The following is a 23,825-nucleotide window of genomic DNA, read 5'->3' on the forward strand; positions in this document are numbered from 1 at the left end:
TGTCTTCTGACTTACATATGTGAAGAAAAAACTAATGCGGGATTCTATGTAATCCCGCATTAGTTTCAAATTTTATTGAACACAAATCAATTTAACTTGTGTTATCAGTTAAAGCAACAGATCAATTTAATATATCCGCTAAATCTATTATTATCATATCACTTCCTACTTTTTTTATCCTTTCCCATGGAATTTCCAGATATCTCTTGTCTATAAAAAACGAAAAAAAACCTTTGCTTTCCGGGATTATCAATGATTTAATCTTGCCCGTCTCACTATCTATCAGCATATCACAATCTCCTAAATAACCAAGTCTTTCGCAATCCGGAAGTGTAACAATTTCTTTCCCGTATAGCTTGCTTAACCTCATTATACTCCACCTCTACACATTATTAATCTCAGTTTGCTTGTCTTTATTATTATATGAGTATTGTGCAGCAATATATTCCTATTATTTGCCGGTAGAGCCAAATCCGCCTGTTCCTCTCATAGTATCTTCCAATGCATCAGCCATTACAAAGTGGGCGGTATAAATCGGCATCAAAACGATCTGTGCAATCCTGTCACCGGGGTTTACTATATAATCCTTTGAACCATGATTAATAATGGGGCATATTATCTCTCCAGTGTAATCAGAGTCAATAACACCAACAGAGTTGATCAAGGAGATACCATGCTTTGCAGCTAAACCGCTCCTCGGAAAAACAAAGCCTCCTACGCTTTTATCGGCTATATGTATGGCTATTCCTGTAGGAATGCTTTTTATGCTATTTGATTCAATTACAACAGGCTCCTTAATACAGGCGCGCAAATCCATGCCAGCTGAACCGGTTGTAGCATAATCGGGCAAAATAAAATCCCAAGCAAAGTCTTTTTCTATTCTTTTGATTTTTATCTCTATATCCATATCATTATCTGCCCTGCCTCACCGTGTTGTTCTTATTCGGTCCGATAATTGCAACACCCATTTCATCAGTATTGAAAATAAGGTCTATAACATGGTTAATATCATCCATTGTCACAGCATCAATAAAATCTGTAATCTCCTTTGGAGAATATATTTTATCAAGGAGCAGTTCGGATTTTCCGATAGAAATCATCCTGCCGCTTGTGCTTTCAAGTCCGAGAATATAGCTTCCTTTTATTTGCTCTTTTGAATCATATAACTCATCTTCGGTAATGCCGTTCCTTTTGATTTCTTTAATTTCTTCCTGGATGAGTTCTATAACATAATCCAGCTGATTAGGCTTCATGCCGGCATATATGGATAATATCCCGCAATCCGTATAGGATGAAGGATAAGAAAATACCGAATAAGCCAGGCCCTTTTCCTCACGGATTTTTTGAAAAAGTCTTGAACTCATCGCTCCCCCAAAAATATTGTTCATAACCAGCAGAGGATATGTATATTTATTTCCCAGTTCTATACCATTAAATCCCATGCAAAGATGTGCTTGCTCCGTATCCTTTTTTTTATGATTATGCTTAGGTGCAAATATCGGTTTTGGGGCATTCTCCCTGGCTGCCCTTGCGGGGTTATAGCCCGAAAAAACTCTTTCTATCTGTTGTATCACATACTTTTCTTGGAAATTGCCCACAACCGAAATAACCAGATTTTCAGGTGTATAATTTTTGTCAAAATAATTGATTATGTCATTCCTTCCGAGTCCCTTCAAAGTATCCTCGGTTCCAAGTATAGGCATCCCTAAAGGATTATCACTCCAGACAGATTGAGTAAATATATCATGTACTAAATCTTCAGGAGAGTCCTCATACATGCTTATTTCTTCTAAAACCACGCCTTTTTCTTTTTCAATTTCTTTTTCTGAAAAAGCCGAATTAAAAAACATATCTGAGAGTATATCCAAGGCTATATCAAAATGAGTATCCAAAACTTTAGCATAGAAACAAGTGCATTCTTTAGCGGTAAAAGCATTCAACTGGCCGCCTATCTTATCTATTGCACTGGCTATTTCTTTCGCGTTCCTGGTCTTTGTACCCTTGAACAGCATATGCTCAATAAAGTGCGATACACCATTGTTGCTGGTAGTCTCATTCCTTGAGCCGGTTTTAACCCAGATTCCTAGAGAAACAGAATTAACATATTTGATTTCCTCTGCTACAATTCTAACGCCATTATTCAAATTGTGCCTTATGTACATTTTTTACCTCCTGTGCAAATAATTCATTTTAACGAGCATTGTATCAATAAATTTATCAGTCAATATTAAGAAAGTTTATACTTTCCTATGCATTATAAAGGATATCTCATAAATTTTCAATTGGCATTAGTTAATACTTCACTTACGGTTACAATTTCATAATTCCTATTTTTTAGATTATTTATCATTATCGGGAGAGCTTTAACCGTAGATTCAGTGGGGTGCATCAGTATTATAGCCCCATTATGGACTTTCTTATCTACTCTGTCCAGCACTTGGGTGTAGTCCTTGGTATTCCAATCAATGGTGTCCACGCTCCACATCACGACCTTGTAATCAAGGCCCTCTGCTATTTGTGCAACCTTCTTGTTTAAATCCCCGTAAGGGGGAGCAAACAGCTTTGTTTTCGCTCCGGTTATATTATTGATAACTTCTTCAGTTTTTATTATTTCTTCTTTATTTTTTTCCTCACTTATCTGTGTATGCTTTAAATGGTTATAACCATGATTTCCTATCTCATGGTTATCCTCATAAATTCTCATAAGCAATTCCTTGTTTTTATCGGCCCAATCTCCGCCGATGAAGAATGAAATTTTAATATTATTCTTTTTAAATTCACTGAGCATATCCGGCAAATATTCATTTCCCCAAACCACATTGCATGCAAAAGCTACTTTTCTTTCGCTTTCATTTCCTTTGTATATAGGCTCAAAGAGCTTAAATGTATTAACACTTATCCGACTCATATAAACAAGTAAAAAACACAGTAAAATAATAATAATCCCCACTATCATTATGGTTTTCCTTTTAAGCATTATTATCCTCATAAAAACCCTCCTAGAATATCTTTAATTATTAATATTCTATAGAGAGGTATAAAATACAAAAAAAGAAACATAAACCATGGTTTATGTTTCTTCTACTTACTTTCAGAAGTGGGGCTTTTTTCTTCATCATCAGTTATCGCATCTTTGCGTGAAAGGTTTATTCTGCCTTGCTTATCTATTTCAGTGACCTTTACAAGTATTTCGTCACCTACGCTTACAACATCCTCTACCTTTTCTACCCGCTTTTTATCCAGCTTAGAGATATGAACTAATCCTTCCTTGCCCGGAAGTATTTCAACAAAAGCTCCGAATGTCATTATTCTTACGACTTTGCCTAAATATATTTCACCTTCTGTGACTTCTTTTGTTAAGCCTTCAATTATCTTCAACGCCATCTGGCCATCCTTGGCGTCGATTGCGGATATATAGACCTTGCCATCATCTTCAATGTCTATTTTGACATTTGTTTCAGCAATGATTTTGTTGATCGTCTTTCCTCCAGGTCCAATTATATCTCTGATCTTATCAGGATCGACTCTGGTGATGATTATTTTAGGCGCATAGGGTGACAATTCGGATCTTGGTGTGCTGATCACACTAATCATTTTGCCTAATATAAACAGCCTTCCTAATCTGGCCTGTTCAAGTGCTTTTTCCAGGATAGACCTATCTATGCCCGCAATTTTTATATCCATTTGTATGGCAGTGATGCCATCCTTTGTTCCGGCAACTTTAAAGTCCATATCTCCGAGAAAATCTTCCAAGCCTTGAATATCAGTCAAAATTGATACTTCCTCATCTTCTTTTATCAAACCCATGGCTACGCCTGCAACAGGCTTCTTAATGGGCACTCCTGCATCCAAAAGCGCCAAAGTGCTTCCGCATACGCTTGCTTGGGAGGTCGAACCGTTTGAGCTCAATACTTCAGATACCAGCCTTATGGTATAGGGGAAGTCATCTATAGATGGAATCATTGGTTCCAATGCTCTTTCAGCTAAAGCACCGTGGCCTATCTCTCTCCTTCCCGGACCCCTCAAAAACCTGGTTTCACCAACACTATAAGGAGGAAAATTATAATGGTGCATGTATCTTTTAGATTCTTCATCACCGAGACCGTCTAAAACCTGTACATCTCCTAAAGCTCCTAAGGTAGCAACTGTTAATACCTGAGTCTGACCTCTTGTAAAAAGACCTGAGCCATGAACTCTGGGCAATATTCCTACCTCTGCGGATATAGGTCTGATTTCATCCAATTTTCTGTCATCAGGCCGTACTTTGTGATTTACGATAAGGTTTCGTACCTGCTCTTTGGTTATATTGTATAGAACAGCTTCAACATCTTTTATGTTTTCCTCATATTTCTCGGCAAAATATAAAATAGTATCTTCGTTCACCTTATCCATATTTGTTTGTCTCTCCTGTTTATCGACGGTCCTGATAGCATCCAGCATTTTTTCTTCAGCGAATTCCCTTACTTCCTTTTCTAGTTCTTCATCAATAGTTGCGAGAATTACCTCTTTCTTTTCTTTTCCTACCTTAGCGGCAATCTCTTCAATAAACGCTACTATTTTTTTAATATTGTCATGAGCGAACATAATAGCTTCCAGCATAACATCTTCAGGGACTTCATTACAGCCTGCTTCCACCATCATAACTGCTTCTTTGGTTCCGGAAACGACCAGATGCATATCACTCTTTTCCCTCTGCTCTGCAGTAGGGTTCAAAATAAATTTGCCGTCTATCAGCCCAACTAATACCGAACCCGTAGGTCCCATAAAGGGGATGGTAGATATTGATAATGCAGCGGATGAACCTATCATGGCTGCAATTTCCGGCAAATTATCCTGGTCTACGGATAAAACAGTTGCTATTACCTGAACATCATTTCTATAACCCTTGGGAAATAGAGGTCTGATCGGCCTGTCAATCAATCTTGAGGATAAAACTGCTTTTTCTGTAGGTTTGCCCTCTCTCTTTATGAATCCTCCAGGTATTTTGCCTACGGCATATAGTCTTTCTTCATAGTCTACACTTAAAGGGAAAAAATCAATTCCTTCTTTTGGCTTATCAGAGGCGCATGCAGTTACAAGCACCATAGTATCGCCATATCTTACAACCACCGCTCCGTCAGCCAGCTGGGCAACTCTGCCAATTTCTATGGACAGATTTCTGCCTCCCAGCTCCATATTGAATGTTTCCAATTTATTACCTCCTTTCTTGAACGAGACTTCATTTAGTGAGGGATTCTATCCCCACTGAATGTTAGTCAAGTCCATACTGGACTTAGCCGCCTTTATGCAATTGCATTAGGACGGATTAGTTCAGTGATGAAATGAATACTTCTATATGTAATGTATTATTTCCTTCTTTAGATTTTAAAAACACAAATAATGAGCGGATTTACCGCTCATTATTTAAAAACTAACAAGTGCTATCTTCTTATATCAAGCTTACCGATTATAGTCCTGTACCTCTCAATATCCTTAGACATTAAATAATTGAGCAAGCCCCTTCTTTGACCTACCATCTTTAGAAGTCCTCTTCTTGAGTGGTGATCCTTTTTGTTTACCTTTAAATGCTCATTTAGCGTATTTATTCTTTCGGTAAGCAAAGCGATCTGAACCTCCGGAGATCCTGTATCTCCATCTTTTAGCTGATACTTCTTTATTATCTCATCTTTAAGCTCTTTTGATAATGCCATTTTTTCACCTCCTATATTTTACGCCATTTGCTAAGCACACCGTTGGTGAATCGGAATACCTGGCAAACGGTCTAATCTTTAACACATAAATTTTATCACAGCTATCGCTGTATGTAAAGACAATTTCATTATTCCAGCTCAAGCCTGTTCTTTATGTCCTCCATAATTTGAGCCTTTAACTCTGTTGGACTGCTAAAAGCCCTTTCTTCTCTCTGCCTTTTTAAGAATACTACTTCTATTTTACTTCCATATAAATCTCCCCAGAAATCAATAATATGTGTTTCTATGTTTACGCCTTTGCCGTTAAAGGTAGGGTTGGATCCAATATTGGTTACACTCTTATATGTCCTATTATCAGCAATGGTATCAGTCAAGTATACACCTGATTTAGGAAGCACCATATCATGATCGACCTCTAGGTTTGCTGTTTTGATGCCCATCTTTCCCCCATTCTTTCTGCCGTGTATTACATCGCCGTCTATACTGAAATGGCGGCCAAGATAATCTTTTACATCATCCACCATGCCGTTTTTTATCCGATCTCTGATGAGGCTGCTGGAAACTGCATCTCCTTTTACAGTTACAGCATCTACTATAAATACCTCAAAATCATAGCGTTTCCCATACTCTCTCAAACTGTCTGCATTTCCGTACTTTTTTTGGCCAAAGCTGAAGTTATACCCGGCAATAGCGCATTTGACACGAAATTCAGATATCAGAATATTTTTTATAAATGCTTCTGCATCCATTTTCATTACATTTTGAAATCTTTCGAAATAAACAGCGTCAAGACCTAAGCTCTCCATTACCTCAACTCTTCGACCATTTTCAGTAATAATTTCAGGAGAGTAATCTGGTACTAGTATTTTTTTTGGATGCTCAATAAAGGTATAAACCATGCTTTTGCAACCTAATTCCCTGCTTTTATCTGCTACGGTTTCAATCAGTTTTTGGTGTCCTAGGTGTACTCCATCGAAGCTGCCGAGAGCTATACAATATGGGGCATTTTCTTTTGCTTTTTTATAATCTGTATAAACTAACATGCATATCTCCTCTTAGTTAGGTAAATAAGGTTTTGATTTTAATAAAATTTCTATCATTAGTGTCATCATGAGCTATTGTACCCAGAGCAATAAATTTATCTTCTATATATAACCTGACCATAGTTTCTGTTTTGTATAGATCAATGTCATCTTCTACTCCTGCAGAGAATATTGGGTTGCCATTTATCGCAGATTTCTCCGCGGACTTCTTGATAGTAATTTTATTTAAATCAGAAAAAAGAAAGTCAGGTGCGTACAACAAATCCTGAAAGTCATTATTCTCCGCAGCAAGCTGAATGTCTTCAAGGGTGACGGAATCTTCTATACAAAATGGCGATGATTCTAATCTTATCAATTGTGCCATATGGGCTCCATAACCTGATTTTTCTCCAATATCATTGCACAAGGTTCTAATATAGGTTCCTTTTGAACAGAACACGTCTAGTATAAACTCATCCCTGTCTATTTTATCAACAATACTGATATCGAATATTTCTATTTGCCTGCTTTTTACCTCTACCGTCTCGCCTTCTAAAGCATATTGGTACAGTTTTTTGCCTTTATATTTAATAGCAGAATACATAGGGGGGGTTTGCATAATTTTGCCCTTAAAGCCGTCAATCAATTTCTTTAAAGCCATCACATCTATATCAGGTACAGATATTAGCTTAATTATTTTGCCATACTTGTCTTGGGTTTCTGTAGTAACGCCAAATTTTATACTTGCCCGGTATTTCTTATTTTTTTCGGCAAGGTATTGAACAGCTTTTGTGGATTTACCGATGCAAATAGGTAGAACTCCTGCTGCCTCCGGATCCAAAGTCCCTGTATGTCCAACTTTTTTAATCCCTGTTGCTCTTCTAATAAAATAAACTACATCATGCGAGGTCATTCCTGGGGGTTTAAGAACATTAATAATGCCATTCATACTACACCACCGAAAAGGCTTTTATCACTGATTCTATAACTCTTTCCTTTATGTTTTCCACCGCTCCGGCAACTGTAGCGCCTGCTGCTCTTTTATGTCCCCCGCCGCCAAATTCCTGAGCGATGTCGCTTACATTTACGAAATCCTTTGATCTAAAACCGATTTTCACCTTGCCATCCTCAGTTTCTTTGAATAATAAAGCTACTTCTACTCCATTTATATCCCTTGCAAAATTTATGATCCCATCTGCATCTTCATCTTTTGCTCCAACCGTTTCAAAAACTTCTTTTCTGATGATCATTGAGGCAATCTTGCTTTGAAAGTGAAATTCTAAGCTATTGATTGCTTCACCTATGAGCTTCATTTTAGATTTTGAATTGTTTTGATATATGGCTCTGTACAGCTTCCAAGGTTCAGCACCGTGTCTTACCAGATCCGCCGCTATTTCATGTGTTAAATCGGTAGTATTGCTATATTGAAATTGACCCGTATCAGTAACAATACCTGTATATATACATTCACATATGTCCTTGTCCAAAGCAATTTCAAGCCGGTTGATGAGCCTATATATTATTTCACCGGTTGCAGCCGCACTTATATCAACAATGTTATAAAGACCGAAATTCGAGTTGCTCAAATGATGATCTATATTGATTACCTTTGCACCTTCCAGATATCTTGAACTTCTGCCAAGTCTTCCCACATCACCGCAATCTAAGACAATAACCAGATCAAATTTATGATCATTATCGGGCTTTTCGGTTTTTTGAGAGCCTTTAAGAAATTTATAAACTTCGGGCACATCATCATCCAATATGAACACCACATTTTTGCCTATTTTACTAAGGGCATTGTATAATGCAAGGGAAGAGCCTATATTGTCTCCATCCGGCATTATGTGGGATAGTATCGCAATATTTTCGCTATCCCCAATAAGCTTTACTACTGCAGGATTTATCAACTCTACTCTCCTTCTTCCTTCTTATTAATCTCATTAAGAATTTGAGCTATTCTGGCACCATGCTCTATAGATTCATCCAAAGCAAAATGTATCTCAGGCAAATATCTTATCTTTATTGCATCACCCAATTTCTTTCTTATAAAGCCGCTTGCATTTTTCAATCCCTTAAGTGTATTTTCCTTCTCCTCATTATTTCCAAATATGCTTACATATACTTTAGCGTACTTTAAATCAGGAGTGGTTTCCACGGAAACAATACTGCACATAGCCGAAACCCTAGGATCCTTAAGCTCATTCATAATAATAAGGCTGATTTCTTTTTTTAATTCCTCAGAAATTCGATTTAATCTTTGCACAGACATATATGAATCACCTGCTTTATCTATTTTCTTGGCACAGCTTCCATTGTAAAGCTTTCTATGACATCGCCTTCTTTTACGTCATTAAACTTCTCCAAGCTTATTCCACACTCGAATCCAGTGTTTACTTCCTTGGCATCATCTTTAAATCTTTTTAATGAAGAAATTTTACCTTCGTGGGTCACTACTCCATCCCTTACTACCCTGACTTCATTATTCCTGTTTATTTTGCCGTCAGTTACATAGCAGCCTGCTATGGTTCCTATGCTTGATGCCTTAAAAATTGCCCTGACTTCGGCGTGTCCCAGAACAACTTCCTTGTACTCAGGCTCTAGCATTCCTTTCATAGCGGATTCTATATCTTCGATAGCATCGTATATAACCCTGTAAAGCCTCATATCAACCTTATCCTTTTCAGATAAGGTAACTGCTGCGGCCTGCGGTCTTACATTGAAGCCGATAATTATTGCATTAGAAGCGGAAGCAAACATTACATCTGTCTCCGTAATGGCTCCAACGCCACCATGTATAGCTTTTATTTTGACTTCGTCATTGCTCAATCTTTCCAAAGATTGTTTCAAAGCTTCGACAGAACCTTGAACATCTGCCTTTACTATTAGATTAAGCTCTTTAACCTTACCAGCCTGTATTTGGCTGAATAAGTCATCCAAAGAGATCCTTTGGTTGCTTTGCAAATGCTCCTGTCTATATTTTTCTTTTCTTTTATCTGATATCTGCCTTGATACTTTCTCATCAGCAACTATCATAAATATGTCACCTGCATCGGGCACTTCCGATAAGCCGGTTATTTCCACAGGTGTTGACGGTCCGGCCTTTTTTACTGCCTTACCCTTATCATCGGTCATAGTTCTTACTTTACCGTAAGTGGTGCCTACTATGAAGAAGTCACCGACATTTAAAGTACCATTTTGTACAAGGACTGTAGCAATGGGGCCTCTGCTTTTATCCAGCTTTGCCTCTATAACTGTTCCCTTTGCTTTTCTATTGGGGTTAGCTTTTAGCTCTTGCATCTCTGCAACCAATAAAACCATCTCTAAAAGATTTTCTATCCCAATCTTCTTTTTTGCCGAAACAGGAACACAGATTGTATCTCCGCCCCAGTCTTCTGACAGCAGACCGTGTTCAGTAAGCTCCTGTTTCACTCTGTCCGGGTTTGCTCCTGGTTTATCGATTTTATTTATGGCCACTATAATTGTTACGTTGGCGGCCTTAGCATGGTTTATAGCTTCGATTGTTTGGGGCATGACCCCATCATCGGCTGCAACTACTAATATAGCAATATCCGTGACCTTAGCTCCTCTGGCTCTCATAGCTGTAAAAGCTTCATGGCCTGGTGTATCCAGGAAAGCTATCTTTTTACCTTCGATATTTACAGTATAGGCACCGATATGCTGTGTGATGCCCCCTGCCTCGGTAGCTATTACATTGGTCTGTCTTACGGCATCCAATAAAGAGGTTTTACCATGATCTACATGACCCATTATAGTCACAACAGGCGGTCTGGGCTTTAAGTCTTCTTCTTTATCTTCAGTATCATTTAAAAGCAGTTCTTCATCATCTTTATCTATGGTCTTTTCTATGCCGATTCCAAATTCACCGGCTATAAGAGCAGCCGTATCGTAATCTAATTCTTGATTTATTGTGGCTACAGTTCCAAGAAGCAATAATTTTTTAATTATCTCAGCAACAGTTTTACCCGTTTTTTCGCTTAAATCTTTAACGGATATACTGTTTCCTACCTTTATGGGTTTTTTAGGCCCTGAAGGCTCTTCTTTAACAGGTTGGGATGGTATTGGCCTTCCCCTTTTTCTATCATTTCTAAAATTGCCTTTTTTCACTGGTTTATCAGGTTTTTTAGCAGGCACTGGTTTTTTAATCTTTTTTGATTCTTCTTTTTTACTGAAATCACCATCGTAATCTTCAATAGCAGTATCCTTGTTCTGATCCTTGGATATTGAAGAAGATGTATTCAATGCTGTTTTTTGTTTGTTCTCAACCGTCACATTCACTTTGCTATCAGTTTTTTTGTCGGTTTTCTTAATAAATAATTCTCTAATAGCTTTTTCCTCATCGCTTTCTATATTACTCATATGATTGATAATATTAATATTTGCTTCTCTTGCTTTGTTTATTAGTTCCTTACTGGATAATCCCAATTCCTTGGCTAATTCGTACAATCTTTTCTTACTCAAACGGTTCACCCCCAGCGATATTATTACTAATACTTATTCAGCAGGCTAATTAAGTAATCTGAAAATCCCTCGTCTGTTATACCGGCTATAGATCTGATTTTCTGACCTAAACTTATGCTTAGTTCCTCTTTGGTCATATAAATAAAATATGGAATATGATAATAAACTGCAGAATTAATAAACCTCTTTTTTGTATTCTCGGAAGCATCCTCCGCTATTATCAGGAGCTTGATATTATTCTTTTTTAAGGCGAATCTCACCGGATCTTCGCCAGAAATAACTCTGCCGGCTTTATATGCCATCCCTATCATCGATTGTACTTTTTTACGGTTTTCCATTCTCCTGTATCTGCTCCCTCAGAACATAAATTAATTCGTCAGTCATCTTTGTCTCCAATGCACTTTCTATCCGTTTTGTTTTTATTGCACTGTCCAAGCATTCTGTGTTAGGGCATATATAGCAGCCCCGTCCTGATGCTTTCCCCTTCAGATCCATATTTATATTTCCTTCTGGGCTTCTAACTATACGAATCATTTCTTTCTTAGGCTTCATCTCGTTGCAGCCTAAGCATTTTCTCATAGGAATTTTCTTTTTCAGCATTAAACCACCTCTTATTCAATTAATAAGGCTTGTGATTCACTTTTAATATCAATCTTGCAGCCGGTAAGCTTTGCCGCCAGCCTTGCATTTTGCCCCTCTTTGCCAATGGCCAAAGAAAGCTGTGAATCGCTTACAACAACATTAGCTGTATTCTCTTCTTTATTAATGCTTACTTTTATAACCTTAGCAGGGCTTAATGCGCTGGCTACAAAAATGGTTAAATCATTGCTCCATTCAATTATGTCTATCTTTTCTCCTCTAAGCTCATCCACTATCACTTGTACACGCTGACCCCTTTGACCCACACAAGCTCCGACAGCATCAATGTTTTCATCATGAGAAAATACTGCCATCTTAGTTCTCGATCCAGCTTCTCTCGATATACTTTTTATCTCTACTATACCATCCTTTATTTCCGGAACCTCCAATTCAAACAGTCGCTTTACCAATCCTGGATGGGTCCTGGAAAGCATAACCTGCGGCCCCTTGGTGGTCTTTTTTACTTCGACCACATAAGTTTTTAATCTGTCACCTAAGTTATATGCTTCACCAGGTGTTTGCTCATTTGGTCCCAATACGGCCTCAGTTTTCCCTAAGTCAATAAAAACATTGTTCTTTTCTTTTCTTTGGACCAATCCATTGACAATCTCGTCTTCTTTATTGATGAATTCTTCATAAACATTGCTTCGCTCAGCCTCTCTTATCCTTTGTACAACCACTTGCTTGGCAGTCTGAGCAGCTATCCTCCCGAAATTTTTAGGAGTAACTTTAATATCAACAATATCATCAATATCATAATTCCTGTTTATACTTTTTGCATCTTCTATACTGATCTCTAAAAGCTCATCTTCCAGGACTTCCACCACGGTTTTTTTAGCATATACTTCTACATCACCGGTTTCACGGCTTATAGACACCTTTACGTTCTGGGATGTCCCATAGTTTTTCTTATACGCAGTTACTAAAGCCGCATCAATGGCTTCAAACAGTATCTCTTGTTTTATACCCTTTTCCCTTGCAATTTGCTCAATCGCCTGGAGAAATTCCCCATTCATTTATTACCCTCCTTAAAACTTAATCAAAGGCTTCATAATCGCTATAATGTCTTTTTTAATTTCAATATTTTCCCCATTATAATCAAGAATAACTTTTTTTTCATCAAAATCTACCAATACTGCTTCGATCACTTTTTTCCCTTCATAGGGTTCGTAAAATTTTATTTCTAATTCCTTATTTAAACTCCGCTTATAATCCCTTTCTGTTTTAAGAGGCCTTTCAATGCCTGGAGAAGACACCTCGAATATGTAAGCATGATCAATGGGGTCAATTTCATCCAGCATGTCACTTAGAGCTTCGCTTACCAGCTGACAGTCATCTACAGTGATTCCTCCGTCTTTGTCTATGAATAGCCTTAAGTACCACTGTCCACCTTCCTTCTTATACTCAATGTCAACAAACTCAAATTTGTATTTGTTTAAAATGGGCATGCTCAGATCATATAATATGTCTTCTACTTTTCTCTTCAAGGCAATTCCTCCCTATAGTTAGTTCAATTAGATTCCGCTGAAAAAAAAGCCCTATAACATCTGTTTATAATAGGAAAGAGTGGGAAAGCCCCACTCTAATTGAAAATAATAAGTTTATGTCCAGAATGATTATAACATTGTTTATATGTTCATGCAAGTTTAAAATAAGCTCAATTGATTATTTTCAGGCAAGCCCTCTAAACATCCGTGACTTCTCATTATTTCAATAACGGTCTTAGATATCTTTGTTCTTTCACGTAAGTCCTGAGCGGAAATGAAAGGACATTTCTCCCTTTCTTTAATTATACTTAAAGCAGCATTGGCTCCCAATCCCTGTAAAGTCCTTAGCGGCGGTCTTATACCTTCTTCGGTGATTACAAATCTATCCGCCTCCGACTTGTATAAATCCACAGGCAATAGCTTGATATCTCTGCAATACATTTCGTATACCACTTCTACCAGCGTCATAAGATTTTTTTCTTTTGTAGTTGCATTATTCCCTAATTTGTCTAATTCAATCCATTTTGCCTTAACCAAATTTTTCCCGCTGGTAAATATATCAGCATCGAAATCATCTAATCTCACAGTAAAATATGTAGCATAAAAAGCTTCCGGATAATAGATCTTATAGTATGCGATTCTGAAAGACATCATTACGTAAGCAGCTGCATGAGCCTTTGGGAAAAGATAATTAATAGTTTTGCAGGAATTTATATACCAATCCGGCACATCTTTTTCTCGCATGGCATTTTCAAACTCCTCATTTAACCCTTTTCCCTTTCGGACGCTCTCTGCAATCTTAAAAGCTGTCTTAGGCTTCACACCCTTATGAATAAGATACAGCATTATATCATCTCTTGTCGATATAACATCCTTTAGGGTGGCTGTACCGCTTTTTATGATATCTTGAGCGTTATTGAGCCAAACATCTGTGCCGTGGGATAGACCCGCTATTCTAACCAATTCGGCAAAGGTGCTTGGCTTGGTATCCATTAGCATCTGACGCACAAATTTGGTTCCAAATTCCGGAATTCCCAGGCTGCCGACTTGACAATCGATCTCCTCCAGGCTGATATTCAGCGCTTCAGGAGAAGTAAATAAGCTCATGGTATTCTTATCATCAAATTTTATGTTCTGTGCAGAGAAACCGGTTATATCCTCCAGCATTCGTATAATTGTAGGCACGTCGTGCCCCAGGATATCTAATTTCAACAATCTCCCGCTTATTGAGTGGTAGTCGAAATGAGTAGTTATAATAGAGGAATCCGTGTCATCCGCAGGATGCTGTATTGGAGTAAATTCATAAATCTCCTTATCAGACGGCACTATCATTACACCGCCGGGATGCTGGCCCGTTGTTCTTTTTATTCCTGTACATCCGGCAATGAGGCGCTTCGCTTCCGCATTATTCAATTTTTTGTTTTTATATTCATAATATTTTTTAACAAAGCCATAAGCTGTCTTTTCAGCAATAGTACCGATGGTTCCTGCTCTAAAAACATGGCCTTTTCCAAAGAGCTCTTCGGTATATTTATGAGCGACAGGCTGATATTCTCCTGCAAAGTTTAAATCTATATCCGGTTCCTTGTCCCCTTCAAAGCCGAGAAAAATCTCAAAGGGAATATCATGGCCTTCTTTAATCAAGCATTGGCCGCATTCCGGGCAATCCTTATCAGGCAAATCCGCACCTGAACCGATACTCCCATCGGTAAAGAAATAAGAGTATTTGCAGTCTGGACATATGTAATGAGGAAGAAGAGGATTAACCTCGGTTATATCGCACATTGTAGCCACAAGAGAGGATCCGACGGAACCTCTTGAGCCGACCAGATAGCCGTCTTGCAGTGATTTGCTTACTAATTTTTGAGCAATTACGTACATTACGGCATATCCATTATTTATTATAGAATTCAGTTCTTTATCCAATCTATCCTTTACTATTTGAGGCAATTCATCGCCGTAAATGCTATGCGCTTTGCGCAATGTCATATCTTTGATTTGTTCTTCCGCACCATCTATTTTCGGAGGAAAGGTTTCTTCCGGTATTGGTATGATATCCTCGATCATATCTGCAATTTTCTTCGGATTCTCAATGACAATTTCATTAGCAGATTCCTTATTAAAGTAATTAAAATCCTCAAGCATTTCCTCTGTTGTCTTAAAATACAGGGGAGCTTGCTCATCGGCATCACTGTAGCCTTGGCCTGCCATCAATATCCTTCTGAAAACTTCATCCTCAGGATCCATGAAATGTACATCACCAGTTGCTACAACAGGTTTGTTAAGCTTTCGGCCCAGAGCATATATTTTTTTATTTATTTCAATCAGTCTATTTTTATCAAGCATTCCATTATTTATAAGAAATTGATTATTAGCCAGAGGCTGTATTTCAAGATAATCATACAGCTTTGCCTTTTCCAATAAAATGCTCTCATCAACATTATTCATAATGGCCCTGTATATCTCTCCGGCCTCACAAGCAGAACCTATGATCAATCCATCTCTATAATTCAACAGAATGCTTTTTAATATTCTCGGTTTCTTATAGAAATGATCAAGATGAGAAATTGAAATCAACTTATATAGGTTTATCAAGCCTGTAAAATTCTTGACCAAAATAATAATATGGAAAGATTCTGCAGATTTTATATTTGCAGAGCCTTTGGTCATGTTATTGATATCAGACAGGCAATGAATATTTCTATCCTCAAGGATTTTAAACAATTCAATCAGTATTAAAGCAGCCGCTTCTGCATCATCAGAGGCTCTATGATGATTATCAAGCTTAATGCCGAAATGATCACATAAATTATTAAGCTTATGTTTTTTAATCGATAAAAGATTCCTTGACAACTGCAATGTATCCAAAATAGGATTAGCGATCTTGATACCTAGCGCCAAGGCTTTATTTTTTATAAACCCAACATCGAACATGGCGTTATGAGCTACTAAAGGCCTATTCCCTGCGAAGCTCAAAAATTCAGGCAGCACTTTTTCTATTTTTGGAGCATTCGCAACCATAGCATCTGTTATACCTGTCAAAGACTGTATCTTTTCAGGTATTGGTATTTCTGGGTTCACCAAAGAATTGAATTTGGATACCACTTTTCTATTTTTTATCAAAACGGCTCCTATTTCGGTTATTTTATCATTGGAGCTAGATAGCCCTGTTGTTTCAATGTCAAATACTATATATTCATCATCAAATCCGTAAACGATCTCATTATAAACTACAGGAGTTCCATCGTTGGCCAAATATCCTTCAACACCATACAATACCTTTATACCATATTTTTTCGAAGCCTCATAGGCTTCGGGAAAGGCTTGTACTACTCCATGATCTGTTATGGCTATTGCCTTATGACCCCATTCCTTGGCTCTTTTTATCAGTGATGTCGCGGAAGATAAGCCGTCCATAGAACTCATAGAGGTATGTGCATGAAGCTCTACCCTTTTGTTAGGAAAAGAGTCTGTCCTCTTATTGTTTTCTGCGCTCACAATACTTATTGGATATAGTACAATTTCCTTAGAATAAGGATCTAACTGGACATCACCCTTTATCTTCACATTAGATCCTATTTTTAATTTATTTTCCATGTCTCCTAAATCCTGATCTTCCTTTAAAAACAACTTACAGGTTATAGAGTTCTTATAATCAGTTACATAGAAACTTAGAATTTTCTTTCCATTATTCAATGTTTTACTTTCTTGATAAAATATATCACCTTTGATAAGAACCCTTCCCGATTCCTCATTTAGATCATCAATGGATACTATCGTCTCCGCCCCGGAAATTGATCTGCCAAAAATAACTTGGTCTTTTTTAATATCCTGAACATTTTTTTCTGCACTTTTGCTTTCATGTTGTTTTAATGTTTCAGTAATTATTCTTTCCTCTTCTTTTACTAATAAATCTATGTATCTTTCTTCATCGATGCTTTCTTCTTTGTATTTCAAATTTACATTTATCTGGATCCCGTATAAATTTAAAGCAATATTTTCTATTATGTCATCTAATTTTTTTTGCTTTACTAAATCCCAAGAAATCTTTGAATTTAATGTAATTTCCATGATATTCGTATCACGGCATTCTATATTGCTGTCTTTTAAAAAACCTACAAATCCGGGATTTTCTGCAAAAACCTTGTTGATCATATCATCTTTATATTTTTTAATATCCTTGTCGGCACTTAGTTTATCTGAAATAAGCCTTACATGCGACAAACCGTATTTTTCGGCAAGCTTTGCTTCAATAGCTTCTAATTCCTTTATTTCAATAGCTTTCTTTGTCCTTATATATAATTCCCAGGATCTTTTGTTAGGATATACCCTTATTTTTTGAATATCAAAAATATGTTTATATACATCGATATAATTATTTTCTAATTTTGTTTTATTTTGCATTTTATCACCAGGTACTTCTAAATATTTCCGCTTAATGTTTAACGGATCTGCCCAAAACCTTTAAAATATCCTTATACATTTTTAATCTTGAAGTAAAACCAGGAATAAAGCCCAGCTTTTCTTCCTTGGTCAGATGAGTTATATCCTCCAAGTCTACTTCTTTAACTCTATATGAATTTTTACTCGTATGGATTGTCAGCGCAACCTCTATCCCATATCTTACAAAATCCAGGTCTTCGATTTCATCTATAATATATTTTTTAATAACCCTTTGTCCTGAAAGATTGGGGGCAATTTTTTGTGCAATATCAGTAACAGCTCTTCCATGCTTAAATATGCCTACAGTCATATCTGCTTTATCTAAAATCACAGGATAAATCAAATCATGCAAATGCTTCTTTCTCAGTCCTATCAGATCTGCATCCAACAATAAAACATTCTCTGAATTACACTCTTTTAATCCCGCTTTTATTGCTCCACCCTTACCGATATTATCTTTTAGCTCTATTACCTTCACTCCATAGCTCTTTGCTAAATTGACTGTTCCATCACTGGAGCCGTCGCTTATCACAATGACCTCATCTATTATTGAAACTTCGCATACTATATTTAAAACGTCCCCTATGGTTTTTTCCTCATTATATGCAGGAATAATTGCTGCAACAGACATATTTATTCCTCCTATTGTTAATTATAAAGCTTCTTTAATTTCTTTAAAAAGATGATCCTCATCTTTTTCTCCTGTCATCTCTACCTGAAAAAATTCAATAAATTAAATTTGATCAAATCTTTGTATGCAATCACAACTGCCAGTATCATAAGCGCCACAAAACCAATAAAATTAATAAAGCCTTCTTTTTCTGCTTCTATCGGTTTGCGCCTGATCATTTCTATAAATAGAAACATTAAACGTCCGCCATCTAAAGCAGGTATTGGGAGCAAGTTTATTATACATAGGTTTAAGCTAAGGAAAGCGGTTAGATTCAGTAAATACAAGAAGCCCACCTTTGCAGCCTCATTAATAAAGATTATAATCCCGACAGGGCCTGACACTTCATCCGATGATGCCTTACCAGTAAAAAGCTTCAATAGAAATTCCAGCATTGATCTTGATACTTCAATGGCAGTAGCAAAACCCTCTTTAATTGACAAACCGCTTATCTTAAGCGAAGGAGTTATTCCTATAATGGCTCCCTCCGCTTCGTTTTCAATAACCGGCGTGACTACGATACTCTTTTCCTGACTTTTCCTTTGTATGGTTATATTAAGGGGAATACCATTGCTTTCTGAAATATTCTTCTTTATATTATCCCAATTTTCTATTTTTTTGCCGTTTATTTCAACAATCCTGTCTCCTTTTATTAAACCTGCATTGTATGCAGGCTTCCCTGCAATGACTTCATTGATTACCGGTGTTTGTGTAACGACTAATGAAAAGATCAATATAGCCAATAAGAAATTCATCAATGGACCAAAAAATATTACTCCCATTCTCGCAATAAGCGGCTTATTATTAAAAGCCTTAGCATCTAAAGATGCTTCATCTTCACCTGTAAGCTTGCAAAAACCGCCTAAAGGTATAGCTCTTAAGGAATAAAGAGTTTCACCTTTTTGCCTGCCTAATATTTTAGGCCCCATACCTATAGCAAATTCTTCGACCCTTATCCCTGATAATTTAGCTATAATAAAATGACCAAACTCATGTACAACTACTATGGCAACAAAAACAAGCATAGCTAATATAAAATTACCAAAAGTCATATAGTTCACCTCTTCTTATACAATTCCAGTGCAACATTCCTTGACCAATTATCAACTTGAAATACATCATCCAAACTATTGATATTTATTCTTGAATGCCCTTCCAAAACTTTTGCAACCATATCATAGATTTCCGTAAATCCGATTTTCCCTTGCAAAAACAAGCTGACTGCAACTTCATTAGCCCCGTTCAGTGCTATACAGCTGCTGTCACCATCCAGCAAGGCATCGTAAGCAAGCTTAAGGCACGGAAATCTACCAGTATCCGGCTTTTCAAAGCTGAGAGAATTATGCTTTGAAAAATCTAATTTGCTGTCTGACGCAACGGTTCTTTCAGGATAAGTCAGCGAATATTGTATAGGTATCTTCATATCCGGCACTCCCAACTGGGCCAGAACTGCTCCATCAATAAATTCTACCATAGAATGTATGATGCTTTCCGGATGTATATAGGCTTGTATATTCTGCGCTGCTATATCAAACAGCCATCTGGCCTCTATAACTTCTAATCCTTTATTCATCAAAGTTGCAGAGTCTATTGTAACCTTTTTGCCCATATTCCAGTTGGGGTGCTGCAGTGCATCTGATAATGTGACATTTTTAAGCTCTTCGGCAGTTTTTTTTCTAAAAGGTCCCCCGGATGCTGTAAGTATAATTTTTGATACAAATTCTCTGTTTCTATCAATGCATTGAAAGATTGCTGAGTGCTCACTATCAACCGGTATGATAAAAGCATTTTTTCCCTTTGCCATATTTGTTATTATCCTGCCTGCGGTCACAAGAGTCTCTTTATTTGCCAATGCAACTGTTTTCCCTTTTTCTACTGCGCTATAGGTAGGCTTCAACCCTGCTATGCCTACTATCGCTGACATTACTATATCTGCTTTCTCATAGGTCGCGGCGCAGTTCAGACCGTCTTCCCCATGAAGTACTTCTATATGTTTATTATAAGAGGCGACGTCAGACTTAAATTCCTTATATTTCTCATAATCTGCCACTACTACTATATCAGGATCAAACTCCAGCACTTGCTTATATAAAATATCTATGTTGGAATTCGCAGTTAATGCACATACATTAAATTCATCCCTATTATTTCTGATCACATCCAAGGTTTGGCATCCTATAGAACCTGTGGAGCCCAGTATTGATATGTTCTTCATCTCTTCTCCTTATAATAATTCTTTCATTATAGTTATATATGTATATACAGTCGGTGCGGTAAATAATATGCTGTCAAATCTATCAAGCACTCCTCCATGACCTGGTATAATGTTTCCAAAATCCTTAATCTTGCAGAATCTCTTGATTGAGGATGCTGATAAGTCCCCAAGTATCGAGGTAATGCCGCATAACAATCCGATAAACAAATAATGAATAATATTTATTTGATATCCCATCCTGATAAATATAAAACCTGCTAAAGTGCTTATTGCGGCACTGCCTATTATACCTCCTACAGCACCTTCAATAGTTTTTTTTGGGCTCACTGAAGGGCAAAGCTTATTCTTGCCAAAGCAACTGCCTATAAAATATGCACCGGTATCAGAAAACCAGGCTGTTAAAAACGGCAGCCAAACGAGGATATTGCCGCTTGTTTTATTATATATGAATATAAGGTTGCTGAATAAATATGATACATAAATTACTCCCAAGACAGTAACAGCGACATTTAATATATTATATCCCTTTTTTATAGTATCCAAAAAAGTTAATAGTAAAGCTATAAAAATTAATATTGAAAGAGTAATGAAGGAATTATAGCTGATTGAGATTAAAAAATAATAGATTATTGTTACTGAATATCCAATCCATGGTGTTGGTTTATAATCCGTATTAGAGAATGCTCTGTAGTATTCGTATAATCCTACTGCGGAAAGCAAAAAAACAAATAGATAAAAAAATTTGCCGCCAATTATTAAAGTGCTTATCATGAGCGGTAAACCGATAACTGCACTGATAATCCTTGTCTTAAGCATAAACATCCCCCATCACTTTACTCCGCCAAAGCGCCTGTCTCTTTTTTCATATTCATCAATAGCTTCAATAAGATTTTCTTTTTTAAAATCCGGCCACAAAACTTCTGAGAAATACAGCTCGCTATAAGCTCCCTGCCACAGCAAAAAATTGCTAATCCTCTTTTCTCCGCTGGTCCGTATGATCAAATCAGGGTCTTTATCGCCTGAAGTATAAAGATAACTTGAAAGCAGATCTTCATCTATATTACTCTGGTCAATCTCACCGGATAACGTCATCCTGACAATCTTCTTTACTGCATCAATTATTTCATTTCTTCCCCCATAATTCAATGCGATATTAAACTGCAGGCCGGTGTTATGTTTTGTTATTTCAGTCGACTCATATATCTGTTTTTTTGTAGAAGAAGGCAGCTCCTCGATATCACCTAGTATTTTAATTCTAACATTATTTCTGTTCAATTCATTAATTTCTTTCTTCATAAACTCAACCAATAAAATATTTATTAAATAATCTACCTCTTCCGCCGGCCTGGCCCAGTTCTCAGTAGAAAAGGCAAAGACAGTCAATATTTTGATTCCTATGTCACTGCAATATGTCACGATTTCCCTTAATGCTTCTACACCGGCTTTATGTCCGAGGGACCTGGGTAAGCCTCTTTGCTTTGCCCATCTTCCATTTCCGTCCATTATAAGGGCAATGTGCTCAGGCAGATTTTTTACCTTTTGCGTATTCATATCCATATGCCTCCGAAAAATATACTTACCTATATTTTACACAAATATAGGTCTAAAAAAAACCCCTCAAAATGAGGGGTATTTTTATCTAAAACAACTTACAGTTAAAACAACCCTTTTTTCACTTTCATTGTGTTTTACAACAACAGGATTTGAGTAAACAGAATCATTACAACCCTCTTTTGATGGAGCTTTTGTTACTTCAACAATTATTTCTTTGTTATGAGGCAGCCTTAGCAATGCCTCATCCAGTTTGTGACCAATAAGTAAAACACCTTCGGGCAATATTGATTAAACCTCCATAATTTCCTTCTCTTTAGCTTCAAGGACTTTATCTATATCTTTTATTGCTTTATCCGTAGATTTCTGTACTTCCTCTTCAGCTTTTTTCAGTTCATCTTCAGTTATTTTAACATCTTTTTTTAATTTTTTCAAACTTTCGATTGCATCTCTTCTTGTATTTCTTACTGCAATCTTTGATTCTTCACCCATTTTCTTAACTACTTTTACTAAGTCTTTTCTTCGCTCCTCCGTCAATTGCGGAACTACGAGCCTGATAATTTTCCCATCATTTGATGGATTAATCCCAAGATCTGATTTTAATATTGCTTTTTCGATCAAGGGAACCGACTTAGAGTCCCAAGCTTGTATAGTCATGACTCTTGGTTCCGGGGCAGCTATGTTTGCAAGCTGAGTCAGTGGTGTCTCTACACCATAGTACTCTACAGTGATTCTATCCAGCATAGCTGGGTTAGCGCGTCCTGCTTTCAAAGAAGCCAAATCTTTTTTTAAAATAGCTATAGTTTTAGACATCTTTTCTTCCGCTGTTTTTTGAATCTCCTTAATCATGAATTAATCCTCCTTTACTATTGTACCAATTGTTTCACCTTTTATAACCTTAATAATGTTATCCGGGTTATTTAAATTAAATACTATAATAGGTATCTTATTATCCATGCAAAGGGAAGCAGCCGTTGAATCCATGACCCCCAAACCCTTATTTATAACATCTATATATGAAAGAACTTCATATTTTTTAGCATCCTTGTTTTCTACCGGGTCGCAATCATACACCCCATCGACTTTCTTGGCCAGAAGAATTACTTCTGCCTCGATTTCTGCAGCCCTTAATGCAGCAGTTGTATCAGTTGAAAAATATGGGTTCCCAATGCCTGATGCAAAGATTACCACTCGTCCTTTTTCTAAATGCCTTATAGCCTTTCGTCTGATATAAGGTTCAGCAATTTGTCTCATTTCTATAGCAGTTTGCACTCTGGTAGCAATATTTATTCTTTCCATTGCATCCTGCAAAGCCAGAGCATTGATTACAGTTGCAAGCATTCCCATATTGTCTGCAGTTGTTCTGTCCATGCCTTTTCCGCTTCTGCCTCTCCAAAAATTGCCTCCTCCTACTACTATGGCAACTTCAACTCCTAAAGCAACTAATTCTTTAACTTTTTCAGCTATGCTTTCAATGGTGCTTTGATCCAGTCCAAAATCTTTTTCACCGGCGAGGGCTTCACCACTCAACTTCAAAATTATTCTTTTATATTTTGTTGATTGCATACGATTATACCTCCGATTAAGCTAAAATTTCTACACTAAGCATAAAAATCCTTCTGGTTT

Annotated in this window: 24 protein-coding genes; all 24 read right to left on the reverse strand. The window is 37.0% G+C overall.

What is annotated here, in order from left to right; genetic code table 11:
- Positions 1–121: 121 nt before the first annotated feature.
- Positions 122–370, reverse strand: a complete 249-nt coding sequence (locus tag AC4HCY_RS13010) for a YlmC/YmxH family sporulation protein (RefSeq protein ID WP_255225460.1) — start codon at positions 368–370, stop codon at positions 122–124.
- Between the two features lie 81 nt (positions 371–451).
- Positions 452–907, reverse strand: coding sequence for a dUTP diphosphatase (gene dut / locus AC4HCY_RS13015; protein ID WP_323430962.1), 456 nt, complete (start codon positions 905–907; stop codon positions 452–454).
- A gap of 4 nt (positions 908–911) precedes the next feature.
- Positions 912–2,162 (reverse strand): M16 family metallopeptidase, encoded by a 1,251-nt coding sequence (locus tag AC4HCY_RS13020; RefSeq protein WP_323430961.1) that lies wholly within the window; start codon positions 2,160–2,162, stop codon positions 912–914.
- 116 nt (positions 2,163–2,278) lie between these two features.
- The gene (locus AC4HCY_RS13025) at positions 2,279–2,989 is read right to left on the reverse strand and encodes a polysaccharide deacetylase family protein (RefSeq protein ID WP_323430960.1); all 711 of its coding nucleotides are present in this window, start codon (positions 2,987–2,989) and stop codon (positions 2,279–2,281) included.
- A gap of 92 nt (positions 2,990–3,081) precedes the next feature.
- Entirely contained in the window at positions 3,082–5,175 is a 2,094-nt protein-coding gene (locus AC4HCY_RS13030; RefSeq protein ID WP_323430980.1) for a polyribonucleotide nucleotidyltransferase, read from the reverse strand.
- A gap of 245 nt (positions 5,176–5,420) precedes the next feature.
- Positions 5,421–5,690: a 30S ribosomal protein S15 gene (rpsO, locus tag AC4HCY_RS13035; protein ID WP_323432740.1), complete on the reverse strand. Its 270-nt coding sequence runs from the start codon at positions 5,688–5,690 to the stop codon at positions 5,421–5,423.
- 128 nt (positions 5,691–5,818) lie between these two features.
- Entirely contained in the window at positions 5,819–6,733 is a 915-nt protein-coding gene (locus AC4HCY_RS13040) for a bifunctional riboflavin kinase/FAD synthetase (protein WP_491094391.1), read from the reverse strand.
- Positions 6,734–6,749: 16 nt separating this feature from the next.
- Positions 6,750–7,661 carry a tRNA pseudouridine(55) synthase TruB gene (truB, locus tag AC4HCY_RS13045; protein WP_323432742.1) on the reverse strand — a complete coding sequence of 304 codons (912 nt, stop codon included), beginning with the start codon at positions 7,659–7,661 and terminating at the stop codon, positions 6,750–6,752.
- A gap of 1 nt (position 7,662) precedes the next feature.
- On the reverse strand, positions 7,663–8,622 hold the full coding sequence (locus AC4HCY_RS13050; RefSeq protein ID WP_323432743.1) for a DHH family phosphoesterase: 960 nt from the start codon (positions 8,620–8,622) through the stop codon (positions 7,663–7,665).
- Between the two features lie 2 nt (positions 8,623–8,624).
- Positions 8,625–8,978 carry a 30S ribosome-binding factor RbfA gene (gene rbfA, locus AC4HCY_RS13055; protein ID WP_323432790.1) on the reverse strand — a complete coding sequence of 118 codons (354 nt, stop codon included), beginning with the start codon at positions 8,976–8,978 and terminating at the stop codon, positions 8,625–8,627.
- Between the two features lie 26 nt (positions 8,979–9,004).
- Positions 9,005–11,194: a translation initiation factor IF-2 gene (infB, locus tag AC4HCY_RS13060; RefSeq protein WP_323432744.1), complete on the reverse strand. Its 2,190-nt coding sequence runs from the start codon at positions 11,192–11,194 to the stop codon at positions 9,005–9,007.
- Positions 11,195–11,220: 26 nt separating this feature from the next.
- Positions 11,221–11,532, reverse strand: coding sequence for a L7Ae/L30e/S12e/Gadd45 family ribosomal protein (locus AC4HCY_RS13065; RefSeq protein WP_323432745.1), 312 nt, complete (start codon positions 11,530–11,532; stop codon positions 11,221–11,223).
- A complete protein-coding gene (rnpM, locus tag AC4HCY_RS13070) occupies positions 11,519–11,794 on the reverse strand; it encodes an RNase P modulator RnpM (RefSeq protein ID WP_323432746.1) in 276 nt (91 codons plus the stop codon). The genes AC4HCY_RS13065 and rnpM overlap by 14 nt, the downstream gene beginning before the upstream one ends.
- A gap of 11 nt (positions 11,795–11,805) precedes the next feature.
- Positions 11,806–12,849: a transcription termination factor NusA gene (gene nusA / locus AC4HCY_RS13075; protein ID WP_323432747.1), complete on the reverse strand. Its 1,044-nt coding sequence runs from the start codon at positions 12,847–12,849 to the stop codon at positions 11,806–11,808.
- Between the two features lie 12 nt (positions 12,850–12,861).
- Positions 12,862–13,281 carry a ribosome maturation factor RimP gene (gene rimP / locus AC4HCY_RS13080; protein ID WP_442916730.1) on the reverse strand — a complete coding sequence of 140 codons (420 nt, stop codon included), beginning with the start codon at positions 13,279–13,281 and terminating at the stop codon, positions 12,862–12,864.
- Between the two features lie 198 nt (positions 13,282–13,479).
- On the reverse strand, positions 13,480–17,724 hold the full coding sequence (locus tag AC4HCY_RS13085; protein WP_491094392.1) for a PolC-type DNA polymerase III: 4,245 nt from the start codon (positions 17,722–17,724) through the stop codon (positions 13,480–13,482).
- Between the two features lie 31 nt (positions 17,725–17,755).
- On the reverse strand, positions 17,756–18,394 hold the full coding sequence (locus tag AC4HCY_RS13090) for a glycosyltransferase family 2 protein (RefSeq protein WP_491094393.1): 639 nt from the start codon (positions 18,392–18,394) through the stop codon (positions 17,756–17,758).
- Between the two features lie 80 nt (positions 18,395–18,474).
- A complete protein-coding gene (gene rseP / locus AC4HCY_RS13095) occupies positions 18,475–19,485 on the reverse strand; it encodes an RIP metalloprotease RseP (protein WP_323432751.1) in 1,011 nt (336 codons plus the stop codon).
- 5 nt (positions 19,486–19,490) lie between these two features.
- On the reverse strand, positions 19,491–20,648 hold the full coding sequence (locus AC4HCY_RS13100) for a 1-deoxy-D-xylulose-5-phosphate reductoisomerase (protein ID WP_323432752.1): 1,158 nt from the start codon (positions 20,646–20,648) through the stop codon (positions 19,491–19,493).
- Positions 20,649–20,657: 9 nt separating this feature from the next.
- Positions 20,658–21,464, reverse strand: coding sequence for a phosphatidate cytidylyltransferase (locus AC4HCY_RS13105; RefSeq protein ID WP_323432753.1), 807 nt, complete (start codon positions 21,462–21,464; stop codon positions 20,658–20,660).
- 12 nt (positions 21,465–21,476) lie between these two features.
- Complete coding sequence (uppS, locus tag AC4HCY_RS13110) at positions 21,477–22,205, reverse strand: undecaprenyl pyrophosphate synthase (protein WP_442916728.1); 729 nt, start codon at positions 22,203–22,205, stop codon at positions 21,477–21,479.
- A 78-nt stretch (positions 22,206–22,283) separates the two neighbouring features.
- On the reverse strand, positions 22,284–22,484 hold the full coding sequence (locus AC4HCY_RS13115; RefSeq protein ID WP_323432755.1) for a hypothetical protein: 201 nt from the start codon (positions 22,482–22,484) through the stop codon (positions 22,284–22,286).
- Positions 22,485–22,490: 6 nt separating this feature from the next.
- Positions 22,491–23,048: a ribosome recycling factor gene (frr, locus tag AC4HCY_RS13120; protein WP_323432756.1), complete on the reverse strand. Its 558-nt coding sequence runs from the start codon at positions 23,046–23,048 to the stop codon at positions 22,491–22,493.
- A gap of 3 nt (positions 23,049–23,051) precedes the next feature.
- Positions 23,052–23,765, reverse strand: a complete 714-nt coding sequence (gene pyrH, locus AC4HCY_RS13125; protein WP_323432757.1) for a UMP kinase — start codon at positions 23,763–23,765, stop codon at positions 23,052–23,054.
- Between the last annotated feature and the right edge of the window lie 60 nt (positions 23,766–23,825).

The sequence above is a fragment of the Lutispora sp. QWL-02 genome (assembly GCF_058315355.1).

Excerpts from the sequence above, each read along its gene's own strand:
- AC4HCY_RS13010 (WP_255225460.1), bottom strand. The coding sequence starts at position 370 with ATGAGGTTAAGCAAGCTATACGGGAAAGAAATTGTTACACTTCCGGAT.
- dut (WP_323430962.1), bottom strand. The coding sequence starts at position 907 with ATGGATATAGAGATAAAAATCAAAAGAATAGAAAAAGACTTTGCTTGG.
- AC4HCY_RS13020 (WP_323430961.1), bottom strand. The coding sequence starts at position 2,162 with ATGTACATAAGGCACAATTTGAATAATGGCGTTAGAATTGTAGCAGAG.
- AC4HCY_RS13025 (WP_323430960.1), bottom strand. The coding sequence starts at position 2,989 with ATGAGGATAATAATGCTTAAAAGGAAAACCATAATGATAGTGGGGATT.
- AC4HCY_RS13030 (WP_323430980.1), bottom strand. The coding sequence starts at position 5,175 with ATGGAGCTGGGAGGCAGAAATCTGTCCATAGAAATTGGCAGAGTTGCC.
- rpsO (WP_323432740.1), bottom strand. The coding sequence starts at position 5,690 with ATGGCATTATCAAAAGAGCTTAAAGATGAGATAATAAAGAAGTATCAG.
- AC4HCY_RS13040 (WP_491094391.1), bottom strand. The coding sequence starts at position 6,733 with ATGTTAGTTTATACAGATTATAAAAAAGCAAAAGAAAATGCCCCATAT.
- truB (WP_323432742.1), bottom strand. The coding sequence starts at position 7,661 with ATGAATGGCATTATTAATGTTCTTAAACCCCCAGGAATGACCTCGCAT.
- AC4HCY_RS13065 (WP_323432745.1), bottom strand. The coding sequence starts at position 11,532 with ATGGAAAACCGTAAAAAAGTACAATCGATGATAGGGATGGCATATAAA.
- rnpM (WP_323432746.1), bottom strand. The coding sequence starts at position 11,794 with ATGCTGAAAAAGAAAATTCCTATGAGAAAATGCTTAGGCTGCAACGAG.
- nusA (WP_323432747.1), bottom strand. The coding sequence starts at position 12,849 with ATGAATGGGGAATTTCTCCAGGCGATTGAGCAAATTGCAAGGGAAAAG.
- rimP (WP_442916730.1), bottom strand. The coding sequence starts at position 13,281 with ATGCCCATTTTAAACAAATACAAATTTGAGTTTGTTGACATTGAGTAT.
- AC4HCY_RS13085 (WP_491094392.1), bottom strand. The coding sequence starts at position 17,724 with ATGCAAAATAAAACAAAATTAGAAAATAATTATATCGATGTATATAAA.
- AC4HCY_RS13090 (WP_491094393.1), bottom strand. The coding sequence starts at position 18,394 with ATGTCTGTTGCAGCAATTATTCCTGCATATAATGAGGAAAAAACCATA.
- rseP (WP_323432751.1), bottom strand. The coding sequence starts at position 19,485 with ATGACTTTTGGTAATTTTATATTAGCTATGCTTGTTTTTGTTGCCATA.
- AC4HCY_RS13100 (WP_323432752.1), bottom strand. The coding sequence starts at position 20,648 with ATGAAGAACATATCAATACTGGGCTCCACAGGTTCTATAGGATGCCAA.
- AC4HCY_RS13105 (WP_323432753.1), bottom strand. The coding sequence starts at position 21,464 with ATGCTTAAGACAAGGATTATCAGTGCAGTTATCGGTTTACCGCTCATG.
- uppS (WP_442916728.1), bottom strand. The coding sequence starts at position 22,205 with ATGGATATGAATACGCAAAAGGTAAAAAATCTGCCTGAGCACATTGCC.
- frr (WP_323432756.1), bottom strand. The coding sequence starts at position 23,048 with ATGATTAAGGAGATTCAAAAAACAGCGGAAGAAAAGATGTCTAAAACT.
- pyrH (WP_323432757.1), bottom strand. The coding sequence starts at position 23,765 with ATGCAATCAACAAAATATAAAAGAATAATTTTGAAGTTGAGTGGTGAA.